This is a genomic window from Pseudomonas sp. KH_021 (genome assembly GCF_057838865.1).
Genome location: NZ_CM174477.1, coordinates 1940482 through 1965682, shown reverse-complemented (window position 1 = coordinate 1965682; position 25201 = coordinate 1940482). Strand labels below are relative to the sequence as shown.

The 25201-nt window shown below is 59.1% G+C and carries 19 protein-coding genes and 3 tRNA genes; 5 read left to right on the top strand and 17 right to left on the bottom strand.

Annotated elements, in window-relative coordinates:
• Positions 1-47: 47 nt before the first annotated feature.
• The 4 genes from glyA to AC3IX4_RS09200 all read right to left on the bottom strand — a co-directional run bounded on the left by glyA (position 48) and on the right by AC3IX4_RS09200 (position 6510).
• Complete coding sequence (gene glyA / locus AC3IX4_RS09215) at positions 48-1301, bottom strand: serine hydroxymethyltransferase (protein WP_489260239.1); 1254 nt, start codon at positions 1299-1301, stop codon at positions 48-50.
• Positions 1302-1442: 141 nt separating this feature from the next.
• Positions 1443-4307: an aminomethyl-transferring glycine dehydrogenase gene (gene gcvP / locus AC3IX4_RS09210; protein ID WP_489260238.1), complete on the bottom strand. Its 2865-nt coding sequence runs from the start codon at positions 4305-4307 to the stop codon at positions 1443-1445.
• 15 nt (positions 4308-4322) lie between these two features.
• Positions 4323-4700: a glycine cleavage system protein GcvH gene (gene gcvH / locus AC3IX4_RS09205; protein ID WP_489260237.1), complete on the bottom strand. Its 378-nt coding sequence runs from the start codon at positions 4698-4700 to the stop codon at positions 4323-4325.
• Positions 4701-4968: 268 nt separating this feature from the next.
• On the bottom strand, positions 4969-6510 hold the full coding sequence (locus tag AC3IX4_RS09200) for a sigma 54-interacting transcriptional regulator (protein WP_489260236.1): 1542 nt from the start codon (positions 6508-6510) through the stop codon (positions 4969-4971).
• A gap of 211 nt (positions 6511-6721) precedes the next feature.
• On the opposite strand from AC3IX4_RS09200, the gene speB reads away from it, so the two are divergent.
• Together speB and AC3IX4_RS09190 are read left to right on the top strand one after the other, a co-directional pair.
• Complete coding sequence (gene speB, locus AC3IX4_RS09195) at positions 6722-7702, top strand: agmatinase (protein ID WP_489260235.1); 981 nt, start codon at positions 6722-6724, stop codon at positions 7700-7702.
• A gap of 108 nt (positions 7703-7810) precedes the next feature.
• Positions 7811-8179: a glycine zipper domain-containing protein gene (locus AC3IX4_RS09190; RefSeq protein ID WP_489260234.1), complete on the top strand. Its 369-nt coding sequence runs from the start codon at positions 7811-7813 to the stop codon at positions 8177-8179.
• Positions 8180-8389: 210 nt separating this feature from the next.
• Here the strand turns inward: AC3IX4_RS09190 and AC3IX4_RS09185 are convergent, their stop codons facing one another.
• The 10 genes from AC3IX4_RS09185 to AC3IX4_RS09140 form a co-directional block, all read right to left on the bottom strand.
• On the bottom strand, positions 8390-10246 hold the full coding sequence (locus AC3IX4_RS09185; protein ID WP_489260233.1) for a SurA N-terminal domain-containing protein: 1857 nt from the start codon (positions 10244-10246) through the stop codon (positions 8390-8392).
• A 230-nt stretch (positions 10247-10476) separates the two neighbouring features.
• A complete protein-coding gene (locus tag AC3IX4_RS09180) occupies positions 10477-10749 on the bottom strand; it encodes an HU family DNA-binding protein (RefSeq protein WP_166359462.1) in 273 nt (90 codons plus the stop codon).
• Between the two features lie 155 nt (positions 10750-10904).
• Positions 10905-13301 (bottom strand): endopeptidase La, encoded by a 2397-nt coding sequence (lon, locus tag AC3IX4_RS09175; RefSeq protein ID WP_489260232.1) that lies wholly within the window; start codon positions 13299-13301, stop codon positions 10905-10907.
• A gap of 155 nt (positions 13302-13456) precedes the next feature.
• The gene (clpX, locus tag AC3IX4_RS09170; RefSeq protein WP_489260231.1) at positions 13457-14740 is read right to left on the bottom strand and encodes an ATP-dependent Clp protease ATP-binding subunit ClpX; all 1284 of its coding nucleotides are present in this window, start codon (positions 14738-14740) and stop codon (positions 13457-13459) included.
• A gap of 104 nt (positions 14741-14844) precedes the next feature.
• Positions 14845-15486: an ATP-dependent Clp endopeptidase proteolytic subunit ClpP gene (clpP, locus tag AC3IX4_RS09165; RefSeq protein WP_489260230.1), complete on the bottom strand. Its 642-nt coding sequence runs from the start codon at positions 15484-15486 to the stop codon at positions 14845-14847.
• Positions 15487-15576: 90 nt separating this feature from the next.
• Positions 15577-16887 (bottom strand): trigger factor, encoded by a 1311-nt coding sequence (tig, locus tag AC3IX4_RS09160; protein WP_489260229.1) that lies wholly within the window; start codon positions 16885-16887, stop codon positions 15577-15579.
• A gap of 250 nt (positions 16888-17137) precedes the next feature.
• A complete protein-coding gene (locus AC3IX4_RS09155; RefSeq protein WP_489260228.1) occupies positions 17138-17434 on the bottom strand; it encodes a DUF6388 family protein in 297 nt (98 codons plus the stop codon).
• A gap of 105 nt (positions 17435-17539) precedes the next feature.
• A tRNA-Leu gene (locus AC3IX4_RS09150) sits at positions 17540-17624 on the bottom strand.
• 58 nt (positions 17625-17682) lie between these two features.
• Positions 17683-17758, bottom strand: a tRNA-His gene (locus tag AC3IX4_RS09145).
• Positions 17759-17799: 41 nt separating this feature from the next.
• Positions 17800-17876: transfer RNA gene (locus AC3IX4_RS09140), tRNA-Arg, on the bottom strand.
• 290 nt (positions 17877-18166) lie between these two features.
• On the opposite strand from AC3IX4_RS09140, the gene folD reads away from it, so the two are divergent.
• Positions 18167-19021: a bifunctional methylenetetrahydrofolate dehydrogenase/methenyltetrahydrofolate cyclohydrolase FolD gene (folD, locus tag AC3IX4_RS09135; RefSeq protein WP_489260227.1), complete on the top strand. Its 855-nt coding sequence runs from the start codon at positions 18167-18169 to the stop codon at positions 19019-19021.
• 350 nt (positions 19022-19371) lie between these two features.
• On the opposite strand, the gene AC3IX4_RS09130 is transcribed toward folD, so the two are convergent.
• The 3 genes from AC3IX4_RS09130 to AC3IX4_RS09120 all read right to left on the bottom strand — a co-directional run bounded on the left by AC3IX4_RS09130 (position 19372) and on the right by AC3IX4_RS09120 (position 23661).
• On the bottom strand, positions 19372-20475 hold the full coding sequence (locus AC3IX4_RS09130; protein WP_489261185.1) for an IS110 family RNA-guided transposase: 1104 nt from the start codon (positions 20473-20475) through the stop codon (positions 19372-19374).
• A 96-nt stretch (positions 20476-20571) separates the two neighbouring features.
• Positions 20572-21954 carry a cysteine--tRNA ligase gene (cysS, locus tag AC3IX4_RS09125; RefSeq protein WP_489260226.1) on the bottom strand — a complete coding sequence of 461 codons (1383 nt, stop codon included), beginning with the start codon at positions 21952-21954 and terminating at the stop codon, positions 20572-20574.
• 9 nt (positions 21955-21963) lie between these two features.
• Positions 21964-23661, bottom strand: a complete 1698-nt coding sequence (locus tag AC3IX4_RS09120; RefSeq protein WP_489260225.1) for a glutamine--tRNA ligase/YqeY domain fusion protein — start codon at positions 23659-23661, stop codon at positions 21964-21966.
• Between the two features lie 235 nt (positions 23662-23896).
• Here AC3IX4_RS09120 and AC3IX4_RS09115 point away from each other — a divergent pair, with 235 nt between their 5' ends.
• The gene (locus AC3IX4_RS09115) at positions 23897-24400 is read left to right on the top strand and encodes a peptidylprolyl isomerase (RefSeq protein WP_489260224.1); all 504 of its coding nucleotides are present in this window, start codon (positions 23897-23899) and stop codon (positions 24398-24400) included.
• Entirely contained in the window at positions 24397-25119 is a 723-nt protein-coding gene (gene lpxH, locus AC3IX4_RS09110) for a UDP-2,3-diacylglucosamine diphosphatase (RefSeq protein ID WP_489260223.1), read from the top strand. Before AC3IX4_RS09115 ends, lpxH begins: the two co-directional genes overlap by 4 nt.
• The last annotated feature ends 82 nt before the right edge of the window (positions 25120-25201 follow it).

Sequence of the window (25201 nt, the reverse complement as noted above, 5' to 3'; positions counted from 1 at the left end):
AACTCCATTTCATGACCCGCGCGGCTCACGGCCGCGCGGTATGGCTATCAGGCCGCATAGACCGGAAAGCGCTGGCACAATGCAGCGACTTGGCTGGCGACGCTGGCCTCGACCTGGACATCGCCCAGGTTATCGAGGATGTCGCAGATCCAACCTGCCAGGGTCACGCACTGCTCCACGCCGAAACCGCGGGTGGTCACCGCAGGCGTACCGATGCGCAGGCCCGAGGTCACGAAGGGCGATTGCGGATCGTTGGGCACAGCGTTTTTGTTAACAGTGATACCGGTGCGCCCCAGCGCGGCGTCAGCGTCTTTGCCAGTGATGCCTTGCTTGATCAGGCTGACCAGGAACAGGTGATTTTCGGTACCACCGGAGACCACATCGAAGCCACGCTGGATAAACACCCGGGCCATGGCCTGGGCGTTGGCAATGACGTTGCGCTGGTAGTCCTTGAAACCCGGTTCCAGCGCCTCCTTGAAGCACACGGCCTTGGCTGCGATCACGTGCATCAACGGGCCGCCCTGCCCACCCGGGAACACCGCGGAGTTGAGTTTCTTTTCAATCTCGGCGTTGGACTTGGCCAAAATCAGCCCGCCACGCGGACCGCGCAGGGTCTTGTGGGTGGTGGTCGTGACCACGTCGGCGTAAGGCAGTGGATTGGGATACAAGCCCGCAGCCACCAGCCCGGCCACGTGGGCCATGTCGACAAACAGATAAGCCCCGACCTTGTCGGCGATGGCGCGGAAACGGGCAAAATCCAGCACCTGTGAATACGCGGAAAAGCCGGCGACAATCATTTTCGGCTTGTGCTCGAGGGCCAGGCGTTCGACCTCGTCGTAATCGATCAAGCCGTCCGCGTTGATGCCGTACTGCACCGCGTTGTAAAGCTTGCCGGAAGAGCTGACCTTGGCGCCGTGAGTGAGGTGGCCACCATGGGCCAGGCTCATGCCCAGGAGGGTGTCGCCAGCTTGCAGCAGTGCCAGGTAAACTGCAGCGTTGGCCGAAGAGCCTGAGTGCGGTTGGACGTTGGCATAATCGGCGCCGAACAACTGACAGGCACGGTCGATCGCCAGTTGCTCGACCACATCAACGTATTCGCAGCCACCGTAATAACGCTTGCCTGGGTAGCCTTCGGCGTACTTGTTGGTCAGCTCGGTGCCCTGGGCCTGCATCACTTGCGGGCTGGTGTAGTTTTCCGAGGCGATCAGCTCGATATGGTCTTCCTGGCGCTGGGCCTCATTACGGATGGCCTCGAACAGCGCAGGGTCGGAATCGGAAAGAGTCAGGCTTTTGTGGAACATGGTGATTATCCTTTTCGTAATGATGAGAACGACTGTAGGAGCCAGCCTTGGCTGCGATGGCCACACCTCGCTGCATCAGACATACCGCAGCGCGTTCATCGCGGGCGAGTCGGAGCGCCGAACCGCCGGCTCCTACAAGGGTTAAGCGTTCTGGTAGGCCGACATTGGCAAACAGGCGCAGGCCAGGTTGCGGTCGCCGTAGACGTTGTCGACACGCCCCACGGGCGGCCAGTATTTGCTGTCGCAGAGCGAAGCCAGCGGATACACCGCCTGCTGCCGGCTGTAGGGGTGTGTCCATTCACCCACCAGTTCGGCCGCGGTGTGCGGAGCGTTTTTCAGCGGGTTGTCGTCTTTGTCCAACCGGCCGTTTTCGACCGCGCGGATCTCTTCGCGGATGCAGATCATGGCGTCGCAGAAACGGTCCAGTTCTTCCTTGGCCTCACTTTCGGTCGGCTCCACCATCAACGTGCCAGCCACCGGGAAGGACATGGTCGGCGCGTGGAAGCCGTAGTCGATCAGGCGCTTGGCCACGTCGTCGACGCTGATGCCGCTGCTGTCCTTGAGCGGGCGCAGGTCCAGGATGCATTCGTGGGCCACCAGGCCATTCTCGCCGGTGTAGAGCACCGGGTAGTGTTCTTCCAGACGCCGGGCGATGTAGTTGGCGTTGAGGATGGCCAGTTGCGAGGCGCGCTTGAGCCCCTCCCCGCCCATCATGCGGATGTACATCCAGGTGATCGGCAAAATGCTCGCGCTGCCGAACGGTGCTGCGCAGACCGCGCCTTCTTTGCGCTGCATCTGCGCGTGGCCGGGCAAGAACGGCGCCAGGTGCGACTTGACGCCAATCGGGCCGACACCCGGGCCACCGCCACCGTGGGGAATGCAGAAGGTTTTGTGCAAGTTCAGGTGCGACACATCGCCACCGAATTGGCCCGGCGCACAGAGGCCAACCATGGCGTTCATGTTGGCGCCATCCAGGTACACCTGGCCGCCGCGCGCATGAATGATGTCGCAGATCTCACGAATGCGTTCTTCAAACACGCCATGAGTCGAAGGGTAAGTAATCATCAAGGCGGCGAGCTCATGCTGGTGGGCCTCGGCCTTGGCCAGCAAGTCCTCGACATCCACATTGCCGCGTTCGTCACAGGCCGTCACCACGACCCGCATGCCGGCCATCTGGGCGGTGGCCGGGTTGGTGCCGTGGGCCGAAGACGGGATCAGGCAGACGTCACGCTGCGACTCGCCACGGCTGGCGTGATAGGCGCGAATCGCCAACAGGCCTGCATATTCCCCCTGGGACCCCGCGTTGGGCTGCAGTGACACCGAGTCATAACCGGTCACGGCGCACAGCATCGCTTCCAGTTCATCGGTCAATTGCTGGTAGCCCTGGCTCTGCTCGGCGGGGGCGAATGGGTGCAGGTTGCCGAACTCGGCCCAGGTCACCGGGATCATTTCGCTGGCCGCATTGAGCTTCATGGTGCAGGAGCCCAGCGGGATCATGGTGCGATCCAGCGCCAGGTCTTTGTCGGCCAGGCGACGCAGGTAGCGCATCAGTTCGGTTTCAGAGTGATAGCGGTTAAACACCGGATGGCTGAGGATCGCCGACTCGCGCAACAACGACAGCGGCAGGCAATCGCCGGTGGCCGCGGCCAGTGCTGTGAAGTCCGGCAGCGCCTGGCCAGGCTTGGCGAACACCGCCCACAGTGCCTCAACGCTGCCTTGCTCGCAGGTTTCATCCAGGGACACACCCACGCGGTCGCCGTCGAGTGCACGCAGGTTGATCTGCCGGGTTTGCGCAGCGACCATCAACGACTCACCCGCTCCCGGTACGAGCACACTGAGGGTATCGAAAAAGTATTCTTGTTCGACCCGGTACCCTAGCTGTTTCAAGCCCTGGGCAAAAATCGAGGTCAGCCGATGAACACGTCGAGCGATAGCCGTCAGGCCCTGAGGGCCGTGGTAAACGGCGTACATGCTGGAGATATTGGCCAGCAGCACCTGTGCGGTACAGATGTTGCTGGTGGCTTTCTCGCGGCGAATATGTTGCTCGCGGGTTTGCATCGCCAGGCGCAAAGCGGGCTGCCCGTGACGATCGATGGAGATGCCCACCAGTCGCCCCGGCATATCGCGCTTGAAGGCATCGCGGGTGGCGAAAAAGGCGGCATGGGGGCCACCGAAACCCAGGGGCACGCCAAAACGCTGGGCGCTGCCGAGCACCACGTCGGCGCCAAACTCGCCAGGCGCGGTCAACAAGGTCAAGGCCAGCAGATCCGCTGCCACGGCCACCAGCGCACCCGCCTGATGAGCGCGCAGCACCAGCTCGCGGTGATCATCGATACTGCCGGTGCTGGCCGGGTATTGCAGCAGCAGGCCGAAATACGACTCCAGCGACCCCAGTTGCTGTTCATCGCCCACCACCACTTCAATGCCCAGCGGCTCAGCGCGGGTGCGCAGCACCGCCAGGGTCTGCGGGTGGCAATGCACAGAAGCGAAAAACGCCGGGGCCTTATTCTTTGCCAGACGCTTGCAAAAGGTCATGGCCTCAGCCGCTGCCGTGGCCTCATCGAGCAACGAGGCGTTGGCGATCTGCATGCCGGTCAAGTCACTGATCAGCGTCTGGAAATTCAGCAGCGCTTCCAGGCGTCCCTGGGAAATTTCTGGCTGGTAGGGTGTGTAAGCGGTGTACCAGGCTGGGTTTTCCAGCAGGTTGCGCAGGATCGGCGCCGGTGTGTGGCAGGGGTAATAACCCTGGCCGATGTGATTTCTGAACAGTTGGTTTTTACCCGCAATGGCCTTGATCGCAGCCAGTGCCTCGGCCTCACCCTGCCCGGCCGGCATATCGAGAACGCTGGTGCCTTTAATGCTCTCGGGGATCACTTGAGCGATCAGCGCGTCCAGCGAATCGTGGCCGGTCAGCGCCAGCATGGCATCGATATCGGCCTGGCGTGGGCCGATATGGCGAGCGATGAACTGGTCATCGGTGTTCAAAGAAATATCAGACGTGCGCATGGCGAGGCCCTCGGGTCAGGCGTTTTCGGCGAGGAAGCGGTCGTAGCCGGCCTGATCCATCAGCCCGTCCAGGGCTTCGGGGTCATCGGCACGCATACGGAAGAACCAACCCTCGCCCATGGCGTCTTCGTTCAACAACTCCGGGGTGTCGGCCAACGCCTGATTCACCTCGATGACCTCACCGCTCAACGGCATGACGATATTGCTCGCCGCCTTCACCGACTCCAGCACGGCCACCTCATACCCTTGGGTATAACGACCAGGCTCGGGCAACTGGACGTAAACCACATCACCCAAGGCTGCCTGGGCGAAAGTGGTGATCCCGACGGTCAGCTCGCCGGACGCTTCCAGGCGCAGCCATTCATGCTCAGGGGTAAAACGCAAAATGCTCATCACACTTCCTCTTGTTATTAGATGGTCCTGCGAACGTTGAACGGTTCGGCTGGATTCTCTAGAGCAAAGTGGATGCCAGTTTTTATTTATCCTTTAATTTCAATTAGTTAGATTGTTTTTTATCCGCTCAAGCAAAAAATATGGAGCGAAATCACTCCAGACAATCCAACGATCCACTCGACAATTGAAGGAGCAAACCCAGGTACGACGGGGCGCTCGCCCCTTTCGGAGCGAAATCATTCCACTGGTGCGCATTCGTAACAGTCGGCTAAGGCTTGGAGGAAATCCCGTATTTGCGCAGGCGCTGGCCGATGGCGGTGTGGGACGTTTGCAGACGCGTTGCCAGTTGGCGCGTCGAGGGGTAGACGGCAAACAGTTGCTCAAGCAGAGACTTCTCAAACCCCTGCACCGCCGCTTCAAGGCTGGCGACCTCCAGGGCTTGGCCCTGGCCGCTGCTGAGCGCCGTGCCGGCCAGTTCCAGCCCGTCACAATCGATGACCTCGCCTTCGCAGATCGCGGCGGCGCGAAAGATCACGTTCTGTAACTGGCGCACATTGCCCGGCCAGCGGTTGCCCATCAACAAGGGGTAGGTCGCTGGCGCCAACCGGCATGCCGGGCGCTGGATCTGCGCACAGGCCTGGCACAGAAAGTGCTCGGCCAATAACACAATGTCCTGGCCACGCTCGCGAAGTGGAGGCAACAGCAGGTTGAGCACGTTGATGCGGTAGTAGAGGTCTTCGCGGAACGCGCCCTCGGCCACCATACGCTCCAGGTTGCGGTGCGTGGCACAGAGCACTCGCACATTCACCTGCACCTCACGATCGCCGCCCACCCGCCGAAAACAACCGTCGCTGAGAAACCGCAGCAACTTGGCTTGCAGATAGGGGGACATCTCGCCCACTTCATCCAGAAACACACAGCCGCGATCGGCCAGCTCCAGCAAACCCGGCTTGCCGCCGCGCTGGGCACCGGTAAAGGCACCAGCCGAGTAACCGAACAGCTCACTCTCGGCCAGGCTTTCTGGCAGCGCTGCGCAGTTGAGGGCCAGGAACGGTGCCTCATGACGAGCACTCAAGGCATGACAGGCACGCGCCACCAGCTCTTTGCCGGTGCCGGTCTCGCCCTGGATCAAGAGCGGCGCGTCCAGGCCCGCGACCTTGTGCAGTCTTGCCTTGAGCTGCTTGAGCGACTCGGACTGACCCAACAGCGCACCCAGGCCTTCGGCATGATCATGGTGCAAGGAGGCCAGCCGTTCGCCGATGCGGCTCGGCGGGTACAACGTCAACAGCCCACCGGCCAGATTGCCAGACGCCGCCTCCCCCGCAGCACTGATCGGCGTGGCATCGAGCAGCAGCGCCTGGCCCATGAAGCTGACTTCGCACATGGGCAGGCGAAACCCCTTGTCGATCAGATTTTGCGCCAGGTGGGGGTCATCAAAGAGCGTCGACAGATGCTCGCCCGCAGGCTCGTGGCCATAAAGCCCGACCAGCGTCGGGTTGGCCAACAGCACATGCCCGCTGCGATCCACCGCCAGCACCGGGTCGCTGACGGCGGCCAGCAGTGCATCCAGTTGCAGGCGCCGGTGCTGCCCCGGCAGCCAGTCCACCAGTTCGACCGCCTGGACCCCCTCGACCCCCAGCAGCGCAGCATGCAATTCGGCCAGGACCGACTCACTCAAGGCCGGCGCGTCGATATAGACGTTCGGCGGAATCATCTCCACGGCATCCAGATTGAGGTTGCGCGCGCCCAACAGTGCAAGCACTTGTTGAGTGATGCCAACACGGTCGATAAAGCTGACATGGATACGCATAACAGGCCCTTGGCGGTTGGGTTAAGGCTGCATCAAATCATCCACAAAGGCCCGCAGAGATTCAGAATCGCCTGGGATACATCGGATTCACCGATTTGTGGATCGCATCATCATCATTTTTCAGTCGCCCGGTAAAGCCCATTATTCAGGCACGGACCAACATCACAACCCTGGCCCGATTCCAAACAAGAACTCAGTGGAGTGCCTGACCATGTCCAACAACAACTATGAAAAAGGTCGTCTGAACTTGCCCTTCGTGGGCCACTGCACCTTCGCCAAATCGCCCGTCTGCCTTGACTGGGACAACATCGACGCCGACGTCGCGGTGCTCGGCGCGCCTAACGACATGGGCACTCAATGGCGCTCTGGCGCACGCTTCGGGCCGCGCAGCATCCGTGAGGCGTCGACCCTGTTCTCCTTCGGTCACGCCGGTGCCTACGACTTCGAAGACGACGTGATGTACCTGCAGTCCGAAGACGTTCGTATCGTCGATGTAGGCGACGCCGATATCGTTCACACCGATATGAACACCAGCAACGACAATATCGAACAGGCCGTTCGCCAATTGCTCAAGGCCGGCGCGATGCCTGTCGTGCTTGGCGGCGACCACTCGATCCATGCGCCGGTGATCAAGGCCTACGAAGGTCGGGGCCCGATCCACATCATCCACTTCGACGCCCATCTGGACTTCGTCGATGAGCGCCATGGCGTGCGCTACGGTCACGGCAACCCGCTGCGCCGCGCATCGGAAATGGACCATATCGTGGGCATGACCCAGATGGGTATTCGCAACGTTTCCTCGTCCAACCGCGATGACTACGGTGCAGCCCGCGAAGCTGGCTCCAAAGTGCTGTCGGTGCGCGATGTGCGCCGCCTCGGCACCCAGGGCGTACTCGACCTGATCCCGGAATGCGCCTCCTACTACATCACCATCGACATCGACGGCTTCGACCCCTCGATTGCCCCGGGCACCGGCACGCCGAGCCACGGCGGCTTCCAATATTACGAAGTACTGGAGATCATCCAGGCGCTGGCCAAGCGCAGTGAAGGGCGGATTGTCGGCATGGACCTGGTGGAAGTGGCTCCGGCCTATGACCTGAGCGGAATGACTGCGATCCTGGCTGCGCAACTGCTGATGAACAGCATTGGCTTTGTGTTTCACGAGCGCGCTCAAGCCAAACGCCGCGGGTAAAAAAATCTACGCACCACGGAATGGAAAACGAAATGCACGGTCAGAGGTTTGTTATAAAACTTTTCACCACTCACAATGCACGTTATTTCTATTTCGAGGTTCAGCAACATGCGTAAGACTCTTGCCGCTCTGGCTCTTGGCCTTCTTTTCGCTCAAGGCGCAGTCGCCGGCGACGGCACTACTGCGATTGGCGGCGGTTTGGGCGGTGTGCTCGGTAACGTGGTCGGCAAACAAATGGGTGGCAGCACCGGCGCAGCCATTGGCGCTGGTGTCGGCGGTGCCGCCGGTAGCGCCGTAGCCGCCAAGAAAGGCAACAAGACAAAAGCCGCCATCGGCGGTGGCCTGGGCGCGGCCGGCGGCTCGCTGATCGGCAACCAGCTGGGTGGCAGCGCCGGTTCCGCCATTGGCGCAGGCCTGGGTGGCGCCGCGGGCGGCGCGCTGGGTAACAACCTGGCGAACAAGCACAAGCGTCACTGATAGAGGCTACGCGCCGCGGTTTGCTTGATGGATTGCGTCGCTTTAGGGTAGGAGCCAGGCTTGCCGGAGTGCCGGACCACTGCGATAGCCACACCGCGGTGCAGCAGGCAAACCGCGGTGAGGCCATCGCAGCCAAGGCTGGCTCCTACAGCCAAAACGAAAAATGCTCCCTATCTTTCGATAGGGAGCATTTTTTTTGGATGAAATCACTCAGTAACGAGTGATATCAGCCTTGGTTTCCAGCAACTTGCGGTACGCGGTGAAGTCTTGCTGGCCGGCACGCGAGGCCAGGAAGCGGCGATACTGCCCCTTCTCTTCCTCAGAAGCCGTCGTACCTTCATTCACGCCGTTCAAGCGCAGGAGCACGACACTGCCATCACGCAGCGTTACGCTGGCGTAGCTCGGCTTGTCCTTGGCTTCTGGCTTGGCCATGCGGAACAACGCCTGCAAGATAGCCGGATCAATACCTTCCTGAGCGCGCGCGACTGCTTCCTGGACCTTCCAGTCCTGATTGCCAGCCTTGCCTTCACGCAGATCCTTGATAAGCGTGTCCGCCTTCTCAACCATCACCTTGCTTGCCTGATCCTTGGCCAGTTGCGTGCGAATGCTCGCGGCAACGGTGTCCAACGGTAGCTGGGCAGGCTTGCGGTGCTCCTTGACACGCACCACGACGACGGTTTCAGGATCCAGCTCAATGCCGGCACTGTTGGAGCCTTCGGTCAGCACTTCATCACTGAACGCTGCCTGGATCACGGCACGGTTGGCAGTCACGCCTTCAGTACCACCCTCACGGCCAAATGGCTCGGAAGTGTGCACCTTCAAGCCCAGTTCCTGAGCCGGCTGGGCCAGGTCCGCAGCCTCGAACGCCGAGTCTTCCAATTGCTTGGTCGCTTCGACAAAACGCTGTTCGACTTGCTGGGTTTTAAGCTCGCGGGTCAGTTTGTCTTTCAAGCTTGCAAAAGACGGTACGTCCGGCGCCTCAACACCCAGCAGCTTGATCAGATGCCAGCCGTAGTCACTGCGAACAGGGGCCGAGACCTTGTCTTTTTGCAGCGCATACAAGGCCGTTTCGAACGCCGGATCATAGACACCAGGGCCTGCGTAACCCAGGTCACCGCCCTTGGTAGCCGAACCCGGATCCTGCGAGAACTCCTTGGCCAGCGCCGCGAAGTCTTCACCCTTCTCAAGACGTTGCTGGATCTCTTCGATCTTGGCCTTGGCTTGCGCCTCGCTCACCTTGTCGTTGACTTCGATGAGGATGTGCGCAGCTTGACGCTGCTCGGCGAGGTTACCGATTTCCTTCTGGTACAGCGCCTGCAGCTCATCATCCTTGACCTTCACCTGGTCGAAGAAAGAGGATTTCTTGAGTTCCAGGTAGTCGATCACCACCTGGTCAGGGCTCATGAACTCCTTGGCGTGCTGGTCGTAATGCGCCTTGACCTGTTCATCGGTGATCTTGACCGCAGCCGGATCAGCCTTGAAGGTCAGCGATGCGAAATCGCGGGTCTGTTTTTCCAGGCGAGCGAAGGCATCAACCTGCGAATCGGTGACAAAACCGCTGCCGGCAAGGCCGGTTCGCAGTTGGCCGATCAGCATTTCCTGAGCCAGCATTTCGCGGAACTGCAAGCGCCCGTAGCCCAGTTGGCGAATGACCTGGTCGAAACGCTCAGCACTGAATTTGCCGTCGACCTGGAACTCGGGGGTTTGCAGGATGACTTGGTCCAGCGCACCTTCAGAGAAGGCAAAACCTGAGTCATGGGCCCCCTGAAGCAGCAACTTGCGATCGATCAGCCCCTTGAGCGCGGCTTCACGCAGCATCTTTTCGTCGAGCATGGCAGGATCGAAATCCCGGCCCAACTGCTGCACCAACTGCCGACGTTGCATGTCGACGGCCTGGCTCAGCTCGTTCTGGCTGATCGTGTCGCCATTCACCTTCGCCGCATCCTGGCTGTTGGTGGTAGCCTGAAAAATGGCATCGAAGCCAGTCAGTGCCATCAGTGCAACGATTACACCGATGATGGTCTTGGCAATCCAACCTTGTGAATTGTCCCTGATATTCTGCAGCATGAGTCCCCCAGGAACGGTTGTACTGAATTAAGCAACCGCGGGAAGTGGGTAGAAGCCGGATAGAAGAAAGGCGCATCCGAGGATGCGCCTTCTCGCAACTGGCGGAGCGCACGGGAGCTCGTACCCGTGACTCCCAACGTGACAGACAGGCCACAGGCCCGCCTGGACTTTCGCTCCGCATCCGGACCGGCACACGGGCCCGGGTAGGCTGACGCCCAACAAAAAGACGCTTAGTTTACGGCTTCTTTGAGTGCTTTACCGGCCTTGAAGCCAGGCTTCTTGGCGGCAGCAATTTCCAGCGTTTTGCCGGTTTGTGGGTTACGACCTACGCGAGCAGGACGGTCGGTCACAGAGAAGGTGCCGAAGCCGACCAGAACGACGGAGTCGCCAGCCTTCAGGGCGCCAGTGACGGATTCGATTACTGCGTCCAACGCGCGGCCAGCAACGGCTTTCGGGATGTCAGCAGATGCAGCGATAGCATCAATCAGTTCCGACTTGTTCACTCTAAGTCCCCTTATATCTATATTGAGTTTGTTTCTAAATTTATGTGAAATCAAAAAAACGGGCGCTGGTTGGCCTGCCTGTTGACACTTAAAAGCCGCTTTATAACAAGGGCTCTAAAAAGCTGTCAAGGAAAGCCCCCCAGCCAAATCTGGTACTAATGGGTGCTGATTCTTTCCTTAGAATCCGAGTCGCGCTTTTCTTCTTTCGCAACTATCTCCGGGGCCACATCCGGCAAGGGCTCCGGGGCGTATTGCAGCGCAATTTGCAGGACTTCGTCAATCCATTTAACCGGTTTAATCTGAAGATCCTGTTTAATATTGTCAGGAATTTCTTTCAGATCACGCACGTTCTCTTCTGGAATGATCACGGTCTTGATCCCACCGCGATGTGCAGCCAACAGTTTTTCCTTCAAACCGCCGATCGCCAGCACTTGCCCACGCAGTGTAATTTCGCCGGTCATTGCCACATCAGCGCGCACCGGAATCGACGTCAAGGCCGAGACCAACGCCGTACACATGCCTACGCCAGCACTTGGACCATCCTTCGGCGTAGCCCCCTCCGGCATATGAATGTGGGTATCACGCTTTTCATGGAAGTCCAGTGGAATACCCAGGCTCTTGGCGCGGCTGCGGACCACGGTCAGCGCGGCGGTGATGGATTCGACCATCACATCGCCCAGCGAACCTGTCTTGATCAGTTGGCCTTTACCAGGCACTACCGCCGCTTCAATGGTCAGCAACTCGCCACCGACCTGAGTCCAGGCCAGGCCGGTTACCTGGCCGATCTGATCCTGCTGCTCTGCGAGCCCGTAGCGGAACTTGCGCACGCCCAGGTAATGCTCCAGCGAATCGGACGTGACCTGGACCGCAAAATGCTTCTCGCGAGCATGTTCCTTCACTACCTTGCGGCACACCTTGGCGATTTGACGCTCCAGGCCACGTACACCGGCTTCACGGGTGTAATAGCGGATAATGTCGCGGATCGCTGAGGTTTCAACCTCAAGTTCACCCTTTTTCAAGCCGTTGGCCTGAATCTGCTTGGGCGACAGGTATTTGTTGGCAATGTTGATTTTCTCGTCCTCGGTGTAACCCGGCAGACGGATCACTTCCATCCGGTCCAGCAGCGCTGGCGGGATGTTCATCGAGTTGGCGGTGCACAGGAACATCACATCAGAGAGGTCGTAGTCGACTTCCAGGTAGTGATCGTTGAAGTTGTGGTTCTGCTCGGGGTCAAGCACTTCAAGCAATGCCGAAGCCGGATCGCCACGCATGTCACTGCCCATCTTGTCGATTTCATCGAGCAGGAACAGTGGGTTGCGGACACCCACCTTGGTCATCTTTTGAATCAATCTTCCTGGCATCGAACCGATGTAGGTACGGCGATGTCCACGAATTTCCGCCTCATCACGCACGCCACCCAAGGCCATGCGCACAAACTTGCGGTTGGTCGCATGGGCAATCGACTCGGCAAGCGAGGTTTTACCCACGCCAGGCGGGCCAACCAGGCACAACACCGGGCCACGAATCTTTTTCACACGCTTTTGCACGGCGAGGTATTCAAGGATGCGTTCCTTGACCTCTTCCAGGCCGTAGTGGTCGGCATCCAGAATGGCTTCTGCCCGCTCCAGGTCCAGGCGGACCTTGCTCTGGGCTTTCCATGGCACCTGCACCAACCAATCGATGTAGGAGCGCACCACGGTCGCTTCAGCCGACATGGGCGACATCTGCTTGAGCTTGTTCAGCTCAGCCTGGGCCTTGCCGTAGGCGTCCTTGGGGAGGCCAGCAGCATCGATGCGCTTTTTCAGCTCTTCGACTTCGTTATGGCCTTCGTCGCTGTCGCCAAGTTCTTTCTGAATGGCCTTCATCTGCTCATTCAGGTAGTACTCGCGCTGGCTGCGCTCCATTTGCTTCTTGACCCGGCCACGAATGCGCTTCTCAACCTGCAGTAGGTCGATTTCGGCATCCAGCAGCGCCAGCACGTGCTCGACGCGGGCCGACAGGTCGATGATTTCGAGAATTTCCTGCTTCTGCTCGATCTTGAGCGCCATGTGCGCCGCCATGGTATCGACCAGGCGACCCGGCTCATCGATGCTGTTGAGCGAGGACAGGACTTCAGCCGGGACTTTCTTGCCCAGCTGTACGTATTGTTCGAATTGAGACAGCAAGCTGCGCACGAAGACTTCGGACTCGCGGTCAGGCGCCCCGGTTTCTTCGATCAGGGCGACTTCGGCTCGGCAGTGGCCGTCGACTTCGATAAAACGCTCGACCGTACCGCGCTGCTCGCCTTCGACCAACACCTTGACGGTGCCATCGGGCAGCTTGAGCAGTTGCAGAACGGTGGCAATGGTACCTACACGGTAAAGGGCGTCTTCACCTGGATCATCGTCGGCAGGATTTTTCTGCGCCAGCAGCAGGATTTGCTTTTCGCCGGCCATCGCGGCTTCGAGGGCTTCGATGGATTTCTCGCGCCCCACGAACAGCGGGATAACCATGTGCGGATACACCACGACATCGCGCAATGGCAGGAGAGGCAATTCGAGGGTTGTCTTCATGATTTCGCCTCTACAGCGGCCCTTACGGCCGTGAACAGAAAGGAATTTGAGCTTGGAAGTTAATGTGGGGGCAGCCCCGCAAAAAAACAAGCTTTAAGACAGGAAAAGCAAAAGGGGCCCGAAGGCCCCTTGCTTAAAGCATGCCGCTATCCAACTCAGGCGTCGGGTGCAGCCTTGGCTGGTGGCTCGCTGTTTTCGTAGATCAACAGCGGCTTGGACGAGCCTTCGATGACGCTTTCGTCGATCACCACTTTGCTGACATCGGTCTGCGAAGGGATCTCATACATGGTGTCGAGCAGGATGCCTTCGAGAATCGAACGCAGGCCCCGCGCACCGGTCTTGCGCTCCAGCGCACGACGGGCCACCGACTTGAGCGCATCGCTGCGAAACTCGAGGTCTACACCTTCCATTTCGAACAGCTTGGCGTACTGCTTGGTCAATGCATTCTTGGGCTCGGTCAGAATCTGCATCAGCGCAGCTTCGTCGAGCTCATCCAGCGTTGCCAGAACCGGCAGACGACCCACGAACTCCGGGATCAGACCGAACTTGACCAGATCGTCAGGCTCGACTTCACGCAGGGATTCGCCGACTTTTTTGCCTTCCTGCTTGCTGCGCACTTCGGCGTTGAAGCCGATGCCGCCACGGGTAGAACGGTTCTGGATGACCTTTTCAAGGCCCGAGAACGCACCACCACAGATAAACAGGATGTTACGCGTGTCGACCTGCAGGAACTCCTGCTGCGGGTGCTTGCGACCGCCTTGAGGCGGAACGGAGGCAACCGTACCTTCGATCAGCTTCAGCAGCGCTTGCTGCACGCCCTCACCGGACACGTCGCGGGTGATCGAAGGGTTGTCGGACTTGCGTGAAATCTTGTCGATTTCATCGATGTAGACAATACCCATCTGGGCCTTTTCTACGTCGTAATCGCACTTTTGCAGCAGTTTCTGAATGATGTTCTCAACGTCCTCACCCACATAGCCTGCTTCAGTCAGGGTGGTGGCGTCGGCGATGGTGAACGGAACATTCAACAGACGTGCGAGTGTTTCGGCGAGCAGCGTCTTGCCCGACCCGGTAGGGCCGATCAGCAGGATGTTGCTCTTGCCAAGCTCGACATCGTCGTTTTTCTTGTCGCGTTGGTTCAGGCGCTTGTAGTGGTTGTACACCGCCACTGCGAGAACCTTTTTAGCGCGCTCCTGACCAATTACATACTGATCCAGGATGCCGCTGATTTCTTTAGGCGAAGGCAATTTATGCGCGCTGCTTTCTGCCTGGGCTTCCTGCACCTCCTCACGGATGATGTCATTGCACAGGTCGACGCACTCGTCGCAGATAAAGACCGAGGGGCCGGCAATCAATTTGCGTACTTCATGCTGGCTTTTGCCGCAGAAAGAGCAATAGAGCAATTTGCCGTTGTCCTCGCCGTTGCGGGTATCAGTCATTCGATCGATCCAATCCGGTAGGCTTGCAACACAAGATGAAGGCAATTGCGGGCTTTTTCAAGTCCACAGGTGGCTGGTTGGCCCAACCACCTGTTTTTAGCCGCTTAGGCGGACATTTGACGCTTGCTGATGACCGAGTCGATCAGGCCGTATTCGGCTGCACGTTCGGCGCTCATGAAGTTGTCGCGATCAGTATCACGCTCGATGATTTCAAGCGGCTGGCCGGTATGGTAAGCCAGCAGTTCGTTCAGACGCAGTCGAATGGACAGGATTTCCTGTGCATGGATGCTGATATCTGAAGCCTGGCCCTGGAAACCGCCCAGTGGCTGGTGAATCATCACGCGCGAGTTAGGCAGGCAGAAACGCTTGCCCTTGGCGCCGCCCGCCAGCAGGAATGCGCCCATGCTGCAGGCCTGACCGATACAGGTGGTGGATACGTCTGGCTTGATGAACTGCATGGTGTCGTAGATCGACATGCCCGCCGTCACCGAACCGCCGGGTGAGTTGATGTAGAGATGGATGTCCTTGTCCGGGTTTTCCGCTTCAAGGAAGAGCAATTGCGCCGCTACCAGGTTGGCCATGTAGTCTTCTACCGGGCCAATCAGGAAGATCACCCGCTCCTTCAAGAGGCGCGAGTAAATGTCGTAGGCGCGTTCGCCACGAGCGGATTGCTCGATAACCATCGGGACCAGGCCGCCTGCGGCCTGGATGTCAGAGCTCTGCTGAATATAAGAATTGCGGGACATGTCCTGCACTCACTCCCAAATAGTCATGTCTTGAATACGCATAAGCCAGCGCGAAGGCTGGCTTATGGTGTTTTCGAACGAGCGAAACAATCAGTCGGCTTGTGGAGCTTCTACCGGCTTGACAGCTTCTTCGTAAGAGACCGATTTGTCGGTCACAGTCGCTTTCTGCAGAACAGTATCCACAACTTGCTCTTCCAGCACAACAGAACGCACTTCGTTCAGTTGCTGGTCATTTTTGTAGTACCAAGCTACAACCTGCTCAGGCTCCTGGTAGGCCGAGGCCATTTCCTGGATCAGCTCGCGAACGCGGGCTTCGTCTGGCTTGAGTTCGTTCTGCTTGACCACTTCAGCGACGATCAGGCCCAGCACGACGCGACGCTTGGCTTGCTCTTCGAACAGCTCGGCCGGCAGTTGTTCAGGTTTGATGTTGCCACCGAACTGCTGAACGGCTTGAACGCGCAGGCGGTTCACTTCGTTTTCCAGCAGTGCTTTTGGCACTTCGATCGGGTTGGCCGCCAGCAGACCGTCCATGACCTGGTTCTTGACCTTGGTCTTGATGGCTTGCTTGAGCTCACGCTCCATGTTCTTGCGAACTTCGGTACGGAAACCGTCCAGGCCCGATTCCTTGATACCGAACTGGGTGAAGAACTCTTCGTTCAGCTCAGGCAGTTTCGGCTCGGAAATGCTGTTGACGGTAACGGTGAACTCGGCAGTCTTGCCGGCCAGGTCCAGGTTCTGGTAGTCCTCAGGGAAGGTCAGGTTCAGAACGCGTTCTTCACCCGCCTTGGCGCCTACCAGGCCTTCTTCGAAGCCAGGGATCATGCGGCCGGAGCCCAGTACCAGCTGAGTGCCAGTAGCCGAACCACCTGCGAAAGCCTCGCCGTCGATCTTGCCGACGAAATCGATGTTCAGCTGGTCTTCGTTCTGGGCAGCACGGTCAGCCTGCTCGAAACGGGTGTTCTGCTTGCGCAGGATGTCCAGCATGTTGTCCAGGTCAGCGTCAGCCACTTCGGCGCTCAGGCGCTCGACAGCGATCGAGTCGAAACCAGCAACGGCGAACTCAGGGAATACTTCGAAAGTAGCGATGTATTCCAGGTCCTTGCCCTTTTCGAACGACTTGGGCTCTACAGCAGGTGCGCCAGCCGGGTTCAGCTTCTGCTCAACCACCGCTTCGTAGAAGGAAGCCTGTACCAGGTCGCCGAAGGCTTCCTGACGGGCTGCGTCTTCATAACGCTGACGGATCACGCTCATCGGCACTTTGCCAGGACGGAAGCCTGGGACTTTGGCGCGACGGGCAGTCTGCTGCAGACGCTTGTTGACTTCGGTCTCCACGCGCTCGGCCGGGACGGCGATGGTCATGCGGCGCTCGAGAGCGGAAGTGTTTTCAACAGAAACTTGCATGGATATTCCTCGTTGCACAGACGTTAGCCGGCGATTCCCGACTCCAGATCAAGGGCATGCATTCTAGTGGGTCAAACACAAGAAGTCACCCTGCCGGAATCACCTCGGAAAACCACCGGGAGTTTTTGTTTCAGCAGGCTAGCCCCAGAGTCCTCAAGAGCCACGCAGGCCAAGGCCTTGCGCGCATCACCAGAGCAGGGCCAACCGGTAAGATCCTGACAAAATTTAATCCGACAACCGCACACCAAACCTAGGCTTCGATGTCGTTGTAGGCGCAATATTCTTCCCACTCAAGGCCCAGCGCCTCGGCCACCTCGCGGTGCACTTCAAGACGCATGGCCGCAAGCTCCTCGGGCGACTCGGCGATCAGCTGCAAGGCCAGATCCCAAGGCTCGACGCCCTGCTGCTCGGCCTCATCCTCGAACGCCCACTGGATTTGCTGTTGCTGCTCACGCTCACTGAGCTGGCTGATCTCTTCCTGCATGTCCGGGCGAGCCGCAATGAAACGCTGCAGCGCGACTTCCTGACGAGATTCTTTCGGGATCATGGCGCGACCTCTCAGAAGAAAAATGAAAGCGCAAAAACAGAAAAAGCCGCTGCAGGCGGCTTTTTCTGAGTTTCGCCATGGCTCAAGAGCACGACGACATCTATATGGTGCGGACGAAGAGACTCGAACTCTTACAGCTTGCGCCGCTGGAACCTAAATCCAGTGTGTCTACCAATTCCACCACGTCCGCAGGTAAATCTTTTAAAGCAAAGGCGCCGGATCGATTAAATCGGGCGCCTTTTGGAATATGGGGTGGACGATGGGGATCGAACCCACGACAACAGGAGTCACAATCCTGTGCTCTACCAACTGAGCTACGCCCACCATATTGCGCTTACTTCATCACTTGTGCCAAAGCTGCCTATTGGCGCACCCGGCAGGACTCGAACCTGCGACCATCCGCTTAGAAGGCGGATGCTCTATCCAGCTGAGCTACGGGCGCTTATTTAATCTGCATTCCCTAAAGACTACAAACCAAAGAGCTTTCAGTCATTACGAACAAGCCGAAAAATCCGCTTATTCTGCCTGACCTTGCTAACCAGTGCTAGGCTCTGCCCGACAAGTGCGACGAATGTTATAGACGAGCGGGAAGGTCGTCAACTCTTTTTTCTAAAAAATTCATTTAATTAAAGGGGTTAGCGGATTTCCCGGACCAAGCGCCTTTGCCCGTGGCCCAGGTCATGCGAGAATGCGCGCTCTTTTTCTTTCCCTCTCGATGGTTAATCACGCGTCATGACTGCACAACTAATCGACGGCAAGGCGATCGCCGCTAGCCTGCGCCAGCAGATCGCCCAACGTGTCGCCGAGCGTCGCCAGCAAGGCCTGCGCACTCCCGGCCTCGCGGTGATTCTGGTCGGCTCCGACCCCGCCTCCCAGGTTTATGTTTCGCACAAGCGTAAAGACTGCGAAGAGGTCGGCTTTCTCTCCCAGGCATTTGACCTGCCCAGCGACACCACCCAAGAGGCATTGACCAGCCTGATCGATCGTCTCAATGACGACCCGAACATCGACGGCATCCTGCTGCAATTGCCGCTGCCGGAACACCTGGACGCCTCCCCCCTGCTCGAGCGCATCCACCCTGACAAAGACGTAGACGGCTTCCACCCTTATAACGTCGGCCGCTTGGCCCAGCGCATCCCGCTGCTGCGCCCCTGCACGCCCAAAGGGATCATGACCCTGCTGGAAAGCACCGGCCAGGACCTGTACGGCATGAACGCCGTGGTGGTGGGCGCCTCCAACATCGTCGGTCGCCCAATGGCCATGGAGTTGCTGCTGGCCGGCTGCACCGTCACCGTCACCCACCGTTTTACCAAGGACCTGGCAGGCCATGTCGGCCGCGCCGACCTGGTTGTGGTTGCGGCCGGCAAGCCTGGCCTGGTGAAGGGTGAGTGGATCAAGGAAGGCGCCATCGTCATCGACGTGGGCATCAATCGCCAGGATGACGGCAAGCTGGTGGGCGATGTGGTCTATGAGACCGCCCTGCCCCGCGCTGGCTGGATCACTCCAGTGCCGGGCGGCGTTGGCCCGATGACGCGTGCCTGCCTGCTGGAAAACACCCTCTACGCCGCGGAAGTGCTGCACAGCTAAGAGCTGAAACCCTGTAGGAGCACGGCTTGTCGGCGATGAAAGCGACGCGGTTTTTCTAATAGACCGCGTCGCTTTCATCGCCGGCAAGCCGTGCTCCTATGTATGGACTCGCCCCCACTATCAACCCGCTTTTGAACACTGCTACCCGGCTGCATCTATGTATAAGGCCTACTCGAGGAAGCCTGATCGGCTTCTGGCCAACATTCAATAAGCTCGCGGTATGCCAATTACGTTAAGGCCTCAAGGGCCAGTAGGAGCACAGGCATCAATCCGCGACGGTCTGACCTGGGGTCAATGTTCTTTAGCAAGGGTTGGAGCGCTTTAACGCCCCGGTGGCAGAACTCTGTGGATCAGTGACTCATCGTCGCCTCCTGGACATTGCCCATGTGGCGACGATAGGTCTGCTCGGTTTTCAGTAATACCCAGACGATGCGTAGGGTACGGTTGGCCAATCGGACGGCCGTTTCCTTGCGACCCAAGCGACACAGCCAGCGCAGCAAGCGCCGGTCATCGGGTTGTTCCGAATCAGGCCGCACCTGTCTCAAGACCGCATGCGCGCCCTGGATCGCCAGGCTGCGTAGGTAGGCGTCGCCCTGCTTGCTCATCTTGCCCAGCCGGATTTTCTGTCCGCTGCTGTGCTGAGTGGGCACCAAACCAAAGTAGGCGGCAAACTGGCGTGCGTTGGCGAAGCGCTCAGGCTCGACCTGCTTGGCCAGCAGCGCGGTGGCGATGATCGGACCGATGCCACGCACCGTCATCAACCTTTTCGCCGTCTCATCCTGCTGTGCGGCCGTTTCCAGTCGGCCGGTCAACACGCTGACGCGCTCGCCCAACTGGCTCCATTCGCCGAGCAGCTCAGCAATCAGCTCGCGCAGCAGATCCGGCAGCGGCTGGGTGGCATCCTCGAGTATCCGCGGCACCACCCGGCTGATCGCCGCCTCACCTTGCGCCAAGGCCACGCCATGCTCGAGCAGCAAGCCACGCATCTGATTACCCATGGCCGTGCGCCGCCGCACATAGCCCTGGCGGGCGCGATGCAGTGCCTGCATGGCCAGCGCCGCGGCACTTTTGACCGGCACTGAGACAATCCGACTATCTCGACCCGCCCGCAAGATCGCATGTGCATCGTTGCGATCATTCTTCGGCCCGCTGCGATGATCGGCCACATGCTGCGCAGGCAGGATCCGCACCGGGTTGCCTTGGGCCTGCAGCAACCGCGCCCATGCCTGAGCGCCTGGGCCTGTTTCCATCAGCACCATGACGCTCATGGGCAGTTGGCGAAGAAACGCCTGGAAGGCTTCGCGCGATTTGATTCGGTCCTCGTACACCACTTGGCCCAGGGCGTTTTCCCCGGCCACCTGGAAGACCCTCTTGGCAAGATCTACCGAGACGGTCGAACAGGTTGCTAGGTCGGCTGAAGACAAAGAGTGATTGTTGGTCGTATGCTTTTTCATGGGCTCGCCCTCGCTGTCGTTGGCTTCTTTATAGATGCCACCGTGGCGCATAGACGCCTCGGTTGGGGCGAGTCCATGTAATTACAGGTGGGAAAGTCAGTCAGCGAGGCGCCAGGTCGTGCCGCCCTTGCCGTCTTCCAGCACCACGCCCATGGCGGTGAGCTGATCACGAATACGGTCTGACTCTGCCCAATCCTTGCCAGCCCGCGCTGCCAAGCGCGCCTGGATCAGCGCTTCGACTTCAGCGGCATCCACGCGCCCGTCCGCACCGGCACGCAAGAAGTCATCAGCATCCAGTTGCAACACACCCAGCAGACCCGCCAATTCACGCAGACGACCGGCCAGGCCAGCAGCGGCATCCAGATCGGATTCACGCAGGCGGTTGATCTCACGCACCAGATCAAACAACACAGCACAGGCTTCCGGCGTACCGAAGTCGTCATTCATGGCGGCCGTGAAACGCTCTACATGGCTTTCACCACCCACTGGCGCAACCACCGGCAGACCCTTGAGCGCATGGTAGAAACGCTCCAGCGCGCCCTTGGACTCACGCAAGCTGTCTTCGGAGTAGTTGATCGAGCTACGGTAATGGCTCGACACCAGCAGGTAGCGGACCACTTCAGGATGGTACTTATCCAGAACGTCGCGAATGGTGAAGAAGTTGTTCAATGACTTGGACATCTTCTCGCCATTGATGCGGATCATCCCGCAATGCATCCAGGACTTGGCGTACGGTTTGCCGGTGGCCGCCTCGCTTTGGGCGATTTCGTTCTCGTGGTGCGGGAACTCCAGGTCGTTGCCGCCACCATGGATGTCAAAGCTTTCACCCAGGCAGCAGGTGGACATGACCGAGCACTCGATATGCCAACCCGGACGGCCCGCCCCCCACGGCGACTCCCAGCTCGGCTCACCCGGCTTGACGCCTTTCCAGAGCACGAAATCAAGCGGGTCCTGCTTGGCTTCGTCAACCTCGATACGCGCACCGATGCGCAAATCTTCGATCTTCTTGCGCGAAAGCTTGCCGTAGCCCTGAAATTTGCCGACCCGGTAGTAGACGTCGCCGTTACCCGGAGCGTAGGCATAGCCCTTGTCGATCAGGGCCTGAATCATCGCATGCATACCCGCGATGTGGTCGGTGGCACGTGGCTCCTGATCGGGCGGCAGGATGTTCAGGCGACGCTCGTCTTCGTGCATCGCATCGATCATGCGCGCGGTCAAAGCCTCAAAGGACTCGCCGTTTTCATTGGCGCGATTGATGATCTTGTCGTCAATATCGGTGATATTGCGCACGTAGGTCAGATCGTAGCCGCTATAACGCAGCCAGCGAGTGACCAGGTCGAAGGCAACCATGCTGCGGCCGTGGCCCAGGTGGCAGAAGTCGTACACGGTCATGCCGCACACGTACATCCGCACCTTGTTGCCTTCCAGCGGGGTAAAGACTTCTTTGCTCTTGGTGAGCGTGTTGTAAATGCTAAGCACGGTGGTTCCTCAGCTGCCCCACGAATCGCGAAGGGTCACGGTCCGGTTGAAGACCGGGCGACCCGGTTGAGAATCTTTCAAGTCAGCGCAGAAGTAGCCTTCGCGCTCGAACTGGAAGCGATCCTCAGGCTTGGCCTGGCCCAACGAAGGCTCGGCGCGGCAACCGGTCAGCACTTGCAGCGAATCTGGGTTGATGTTGTCGAGGAAGCTACCGCCCTCTTCGGACTTCTCAGGGTTGGCCGAGCGGAACAGACGGTCGTACAGGCGCACTTCACATTCAACGCTGGCAGCGGCTGGCACCCAGTGGACCACACCCTTGACCTTACGGCCTTCAGGGTTCTTGCCCAGGGTGTCGGGGTCGTACGAGCAGCGCAGCTCGACGATGTTGCCCTCGGCATCCTTGATGGCTTCGTCGGCACGGATCACATAGCTGCCACGCAGGCGGACTTCACCGGCCGGCTCCAGACGCTTGTAGCCCTTGGGCGGCTCTTCCATGAAGTCATCACGGTCGATGTAGATTTCCCGCGCGAACGGCAAGGCGCGCACGCCCATGTCTTCTTTCGGGTGGCACGGCAGCTCGAGGTTTTCGACCTGGTTTTCCGGGTAGTTGGTGATGACCACTTTCAGCGGGCGAAGCACGCACATCGCGCGCGGAGCGGTGCGATCCAGGTCGTCACGGATGCTGAATTCGAGCATGGCCATGTCGACCACACCGTCGGAACGGTTGGTACCGATCATTTCGCAGAAATTGCGGATCGAGGCCGGGGTATAGCCGCGGCGACGGAAACCGGACAGCGTCGACATGCGCGGGTCATCCCAGCCATGCACGTGCTTCTCATCGACCAACTGCTTGAGCTTGCGCTTGCTGGTGATGGTGTAGTTCAGGTTCAGGCGGCTGAATTCATACTGGCGCGGCTTGCACGGCACCGGCAGGTTGTCCAGGAACCACTCGTACAACGGGCGATGGCCTTCGAACTCCAGGGTGCAGATGGAGTGAGTGATGCCTTCGATCGCGTCGGACTGGCCGTGGGTGAAGTCGTAGTTGGGGTAGATGCACCACTTGTCACCGGTCTGGTGGTGGTGAGCGTGACGGATACGATAGAGGATCGGGTCGCGCAGGTTCATGTTCGGCGACGCCATGTCGATCTTGGCACGCAATACGCGCTCGCCATCCTTGAACTCGCCGGCCTTCATGCGTGCGAACAGGTCCAGGTTTTCTTCGACCGAACGATCGCGGAACGGGCTGTTCTTGCCAGGCTCGGTCAGGCTGCCACGGTATTCGCGGGCTTGCTCCGGAGTCAGGTCGCAGACATAGGCGTTGCCGGACTTGATCAGTTCAACGGCCCACTCATGCAGTTGGTCGAAGTACTGCGAGGCGTAACGCACCTCGCCCGCCCACTCAAAGCCCAGCCACTTGACGTCGCTTTCGATGGCGTCGATGTACTCCTGGTCTTCCTTGGCCGGGTTGGTGTCATCGAAGCGCAGGTGACAGACACCGCCGAATTCCTTGGCCAGCCCGAAGTTCACACAGATCGACTTGGCGTGACCGATGTGCAGGTAGCCATTGGGCTCTGGTGGAAAACGGGTGACGATGCTGTTGTGCTTGCCCGCGTCCAGGTCTGCCTGCACGATCGGGCGCAGGAAGTTGACAGGAACGACGGGGGCGCCTTTGGCGTTGGGAGCGGAATCGGCGGTGGGCTTGCTCATAGGATCCTTGAACGTACTGGGTGTTCGGCCAGGGTAGGCCGACGAAATCAAAGCGCTTATCATAGCCGAAGCTGTCAAGCCACTGACAGGCCATGGCCGATAAACTGCCGGTAATTCCGGCGGATGACGAAAAAACAGCCGCAGACGGTGTATCGCCGCCTGTAAACTGTGCGTCCAGGTTATGTGAAACCTTGCGCAACCCGATGATTTCTTTCCCAAAAGAGCGATTTCTACAATGACTCAAGTCAAATTGACCACCAACCACGGCGACATGGTCCTGGACCTGAACGCTGAAAAGGCCCCGATCACCGTGGCTAACTTCATCGAGTACGTTAAAGCCGGCCACTTCACCAACACCGTATTTCATCGCGTCATCGGCAACTTCATGATCCAGGGCGGCGGTTTCGAGCCAGGCATGAAAGAGAAGAAAGACAAGCGCCCAAGCATCCAGAACGAAGCCGACAACGGCCTGAGCAACGACAAGTACACCGTTGCCATGGCACGCACCATGGAACCGCATTCGGCCTCGGCGCAATTCTTCATCAACGTTGCCGACAACAGCTTCCTGAACCACAGCGGCAAGAACGTGCAGGGCTGGGGTTACGCCGTATTCGGTAAAGTGGCCGCTGGCACCGACGTGGTCGACAAAATCAAGGGCGTGGCAACCTCCTCCAAGGCCGGCCACCAGGACGTGCCTGTTGATGACGTGATCATCGAGAAAGCCGAGATCATTGAGTGATACTGCTGATCTCTGATCTGCATTTGCAAGAAGAACGCCCGGACATTACCCGGGCGTTTCTTGATTTGCTGGCGACCCGCGCCAAAGCGGCGCAGGCGCTGTATATCCTGGGTGATTTTTTCGAAGCCTGGATCGGCGACGATGCCATGACGCCGTATCAGGCGTCGATCTGCTCTGCCCTGCGCACGCTCAGCGACAGTGGCACGCCAATATTCTTGATGCACGGCAACCGCGACTTCCTGATTGGCAAGGCCTTTTGCAAGGCTGCCGGCTGCACCCTGCTCAGTGATCCTTGCGTCGTGGAGCTGGGCGGCGAGCCTGTCTTGCTGATGCATGGCGACAGCCTCTGCACTCGCGATGAAGCCTATATGCGCCTGCGCCGCTACCTGCGCAACCCAGTCACCCTCTGGGTGCTGCGGCATTTGCCACTGCGAACCCGGCAAAAGCTGGCGCGCAAGCTGCGCAGCGAGAGCAAGGCGCAAACGCGCATGAAGGCCAACGACATCGTTGATGTGACGCCCGAAGAAGTACCGCGGATCATGAGCGAGTTCGGCGTGCGCACTCTGATTCACGGCCACACCCACCGCCCGGCGATTCACACGCTGATGCTTGGAAATGAGCCTGCGCGCAGGATTGTGTTGGGGGATTGGGATCGCCAGGGCTGGGCGCTGGAGGTTGGCGAACAAGGCTTCTCATTGGCCGCCTTCGATTTTGCCTGATTTCCGCTAAAAAGCATTGAGCGACACATTCCCAGGTAGGAGCCGGCTTTAGCCGCGATGAACACACCGCGGTGCGTCAGGC

What these genes read in the sequence shown, in the direction of transcription:
- glyA (WP_489260239.1), bottom strand. Translation starts at nt 1,301, where the DNA reads ATGTTCCACAAAAGCCTGACTCTTTCCGATTCCGACCCTGCGCTGTTC.
- gcvP (WP_489260238.1), bottom strand. Translation starts at nt 4,307, where the DNA reads ATGCGCACGTCTGATATTTCTTTGAACACCGATGACCAGTTCATCGCT.
- gcvH (WP_489260237.1), bottom strand. Translation starts at nt 4,700, where the DNA reads ATGAGCATTTTGCGTTTTACCCCTGAGCATGAATGGCTGCGCCTGGAA.
- AC3IX4_RS09200 (WP_489260236.1), bottom strand. Translation starts at nt 6,510, where the DNA reads ATGCGTATCCATGTCAGCTTTATCGACCGTGTTGGCATCACTCAACAA.
- speB (WP_489260235.1), top strand. Translation starts at nt 6,722, where the DNA reads ATGTCCAACAACAACTATGAAAAAGGTCGTCTGAACTTGCCCTTCGTG.
- AC3IX4_RS09190 (WP_489260234.1), top strand. Translation starts at nt 7,811, where the DNA reads ATGCGTAAGACTCTTGCCGCTCTGGCTCTTGGCCTTCTTTTCGCTCAA.
- AC3IX4_RS09185 (WP_489260233.1), bottom strand. Translation starts at nt 10,246, where the DNA reads ATGCTGCAGAATATCAGGGACAATTCACAAGGTTGGATTGCCAAGACC.
- lon (WP_489260232.1), bottom strand. Translation starts at nt 13,301, where the DNA reads ATGAAGACAACCCTCGAATTGCCTCTCCTGCCATTGCGCGATGTCGTG.
- clpX (WP_489260231.1), bottom strand. Translation starts at nt 14,740, where the DNA reads ATGACTGATACCCGCAACGGCGAGGACAACGGCAAATTGCTCTATTGC.
- clpP (WP_489260230.1), bottom strand. Translation starts at nt 15,486, where the DNA reads ATGTCCCGCAATTCTTATATTCAGCAGAGCTCTGACATCCAGGCCGCA.
- tig (WP_489260229.1), bottom strand. Translation starts at nt 16,887, where the DNA reads ATGCAAGTTTCTGTTGAAAACACTTCCGCTCTCGAGCGCCGCATGACC.
- AC3IX4_RS09155 (WP_489260228.1), bottom strand. Translation starts at nt 17,434, where the DNA reads ATGATCCCGAAAGAATCTCGTCAGGAAGTCGCGCTGCAGCGTTTCATT.
- folD (WP_489260227.1), top strand. Translation starts at nt 18,167, where the DNA reads ATGACTGCACAACTAATCGACGGCAAGGCGATCGCCGCTAGCCTGCGC.
- AC3IX4_RS09130 (WP_489261185.1), bottom strand. Translation starts at nt 20,475, where the DNA reads ATGAAAAAGCATACGACCAACAATCACTCTTTGTCTTCAGCCGACCTA.
- AC3IX4_RS09120 (WP_489260225.1), bottom strand. Translation starts at nt 23,661, where the DNA reads ATGAGCAAGCCCACCGCCGATTCCGCTCCCAACGCCAAAGGCGCCCCC.
- AC3IX4_RS09115 (WP_489260224.1), top strand. Translation starts at nt 23,897, where the DNA reads ATGACTCAAGTCAAATTGACCACCAACCACGGCGACATGGTCCTGGAC.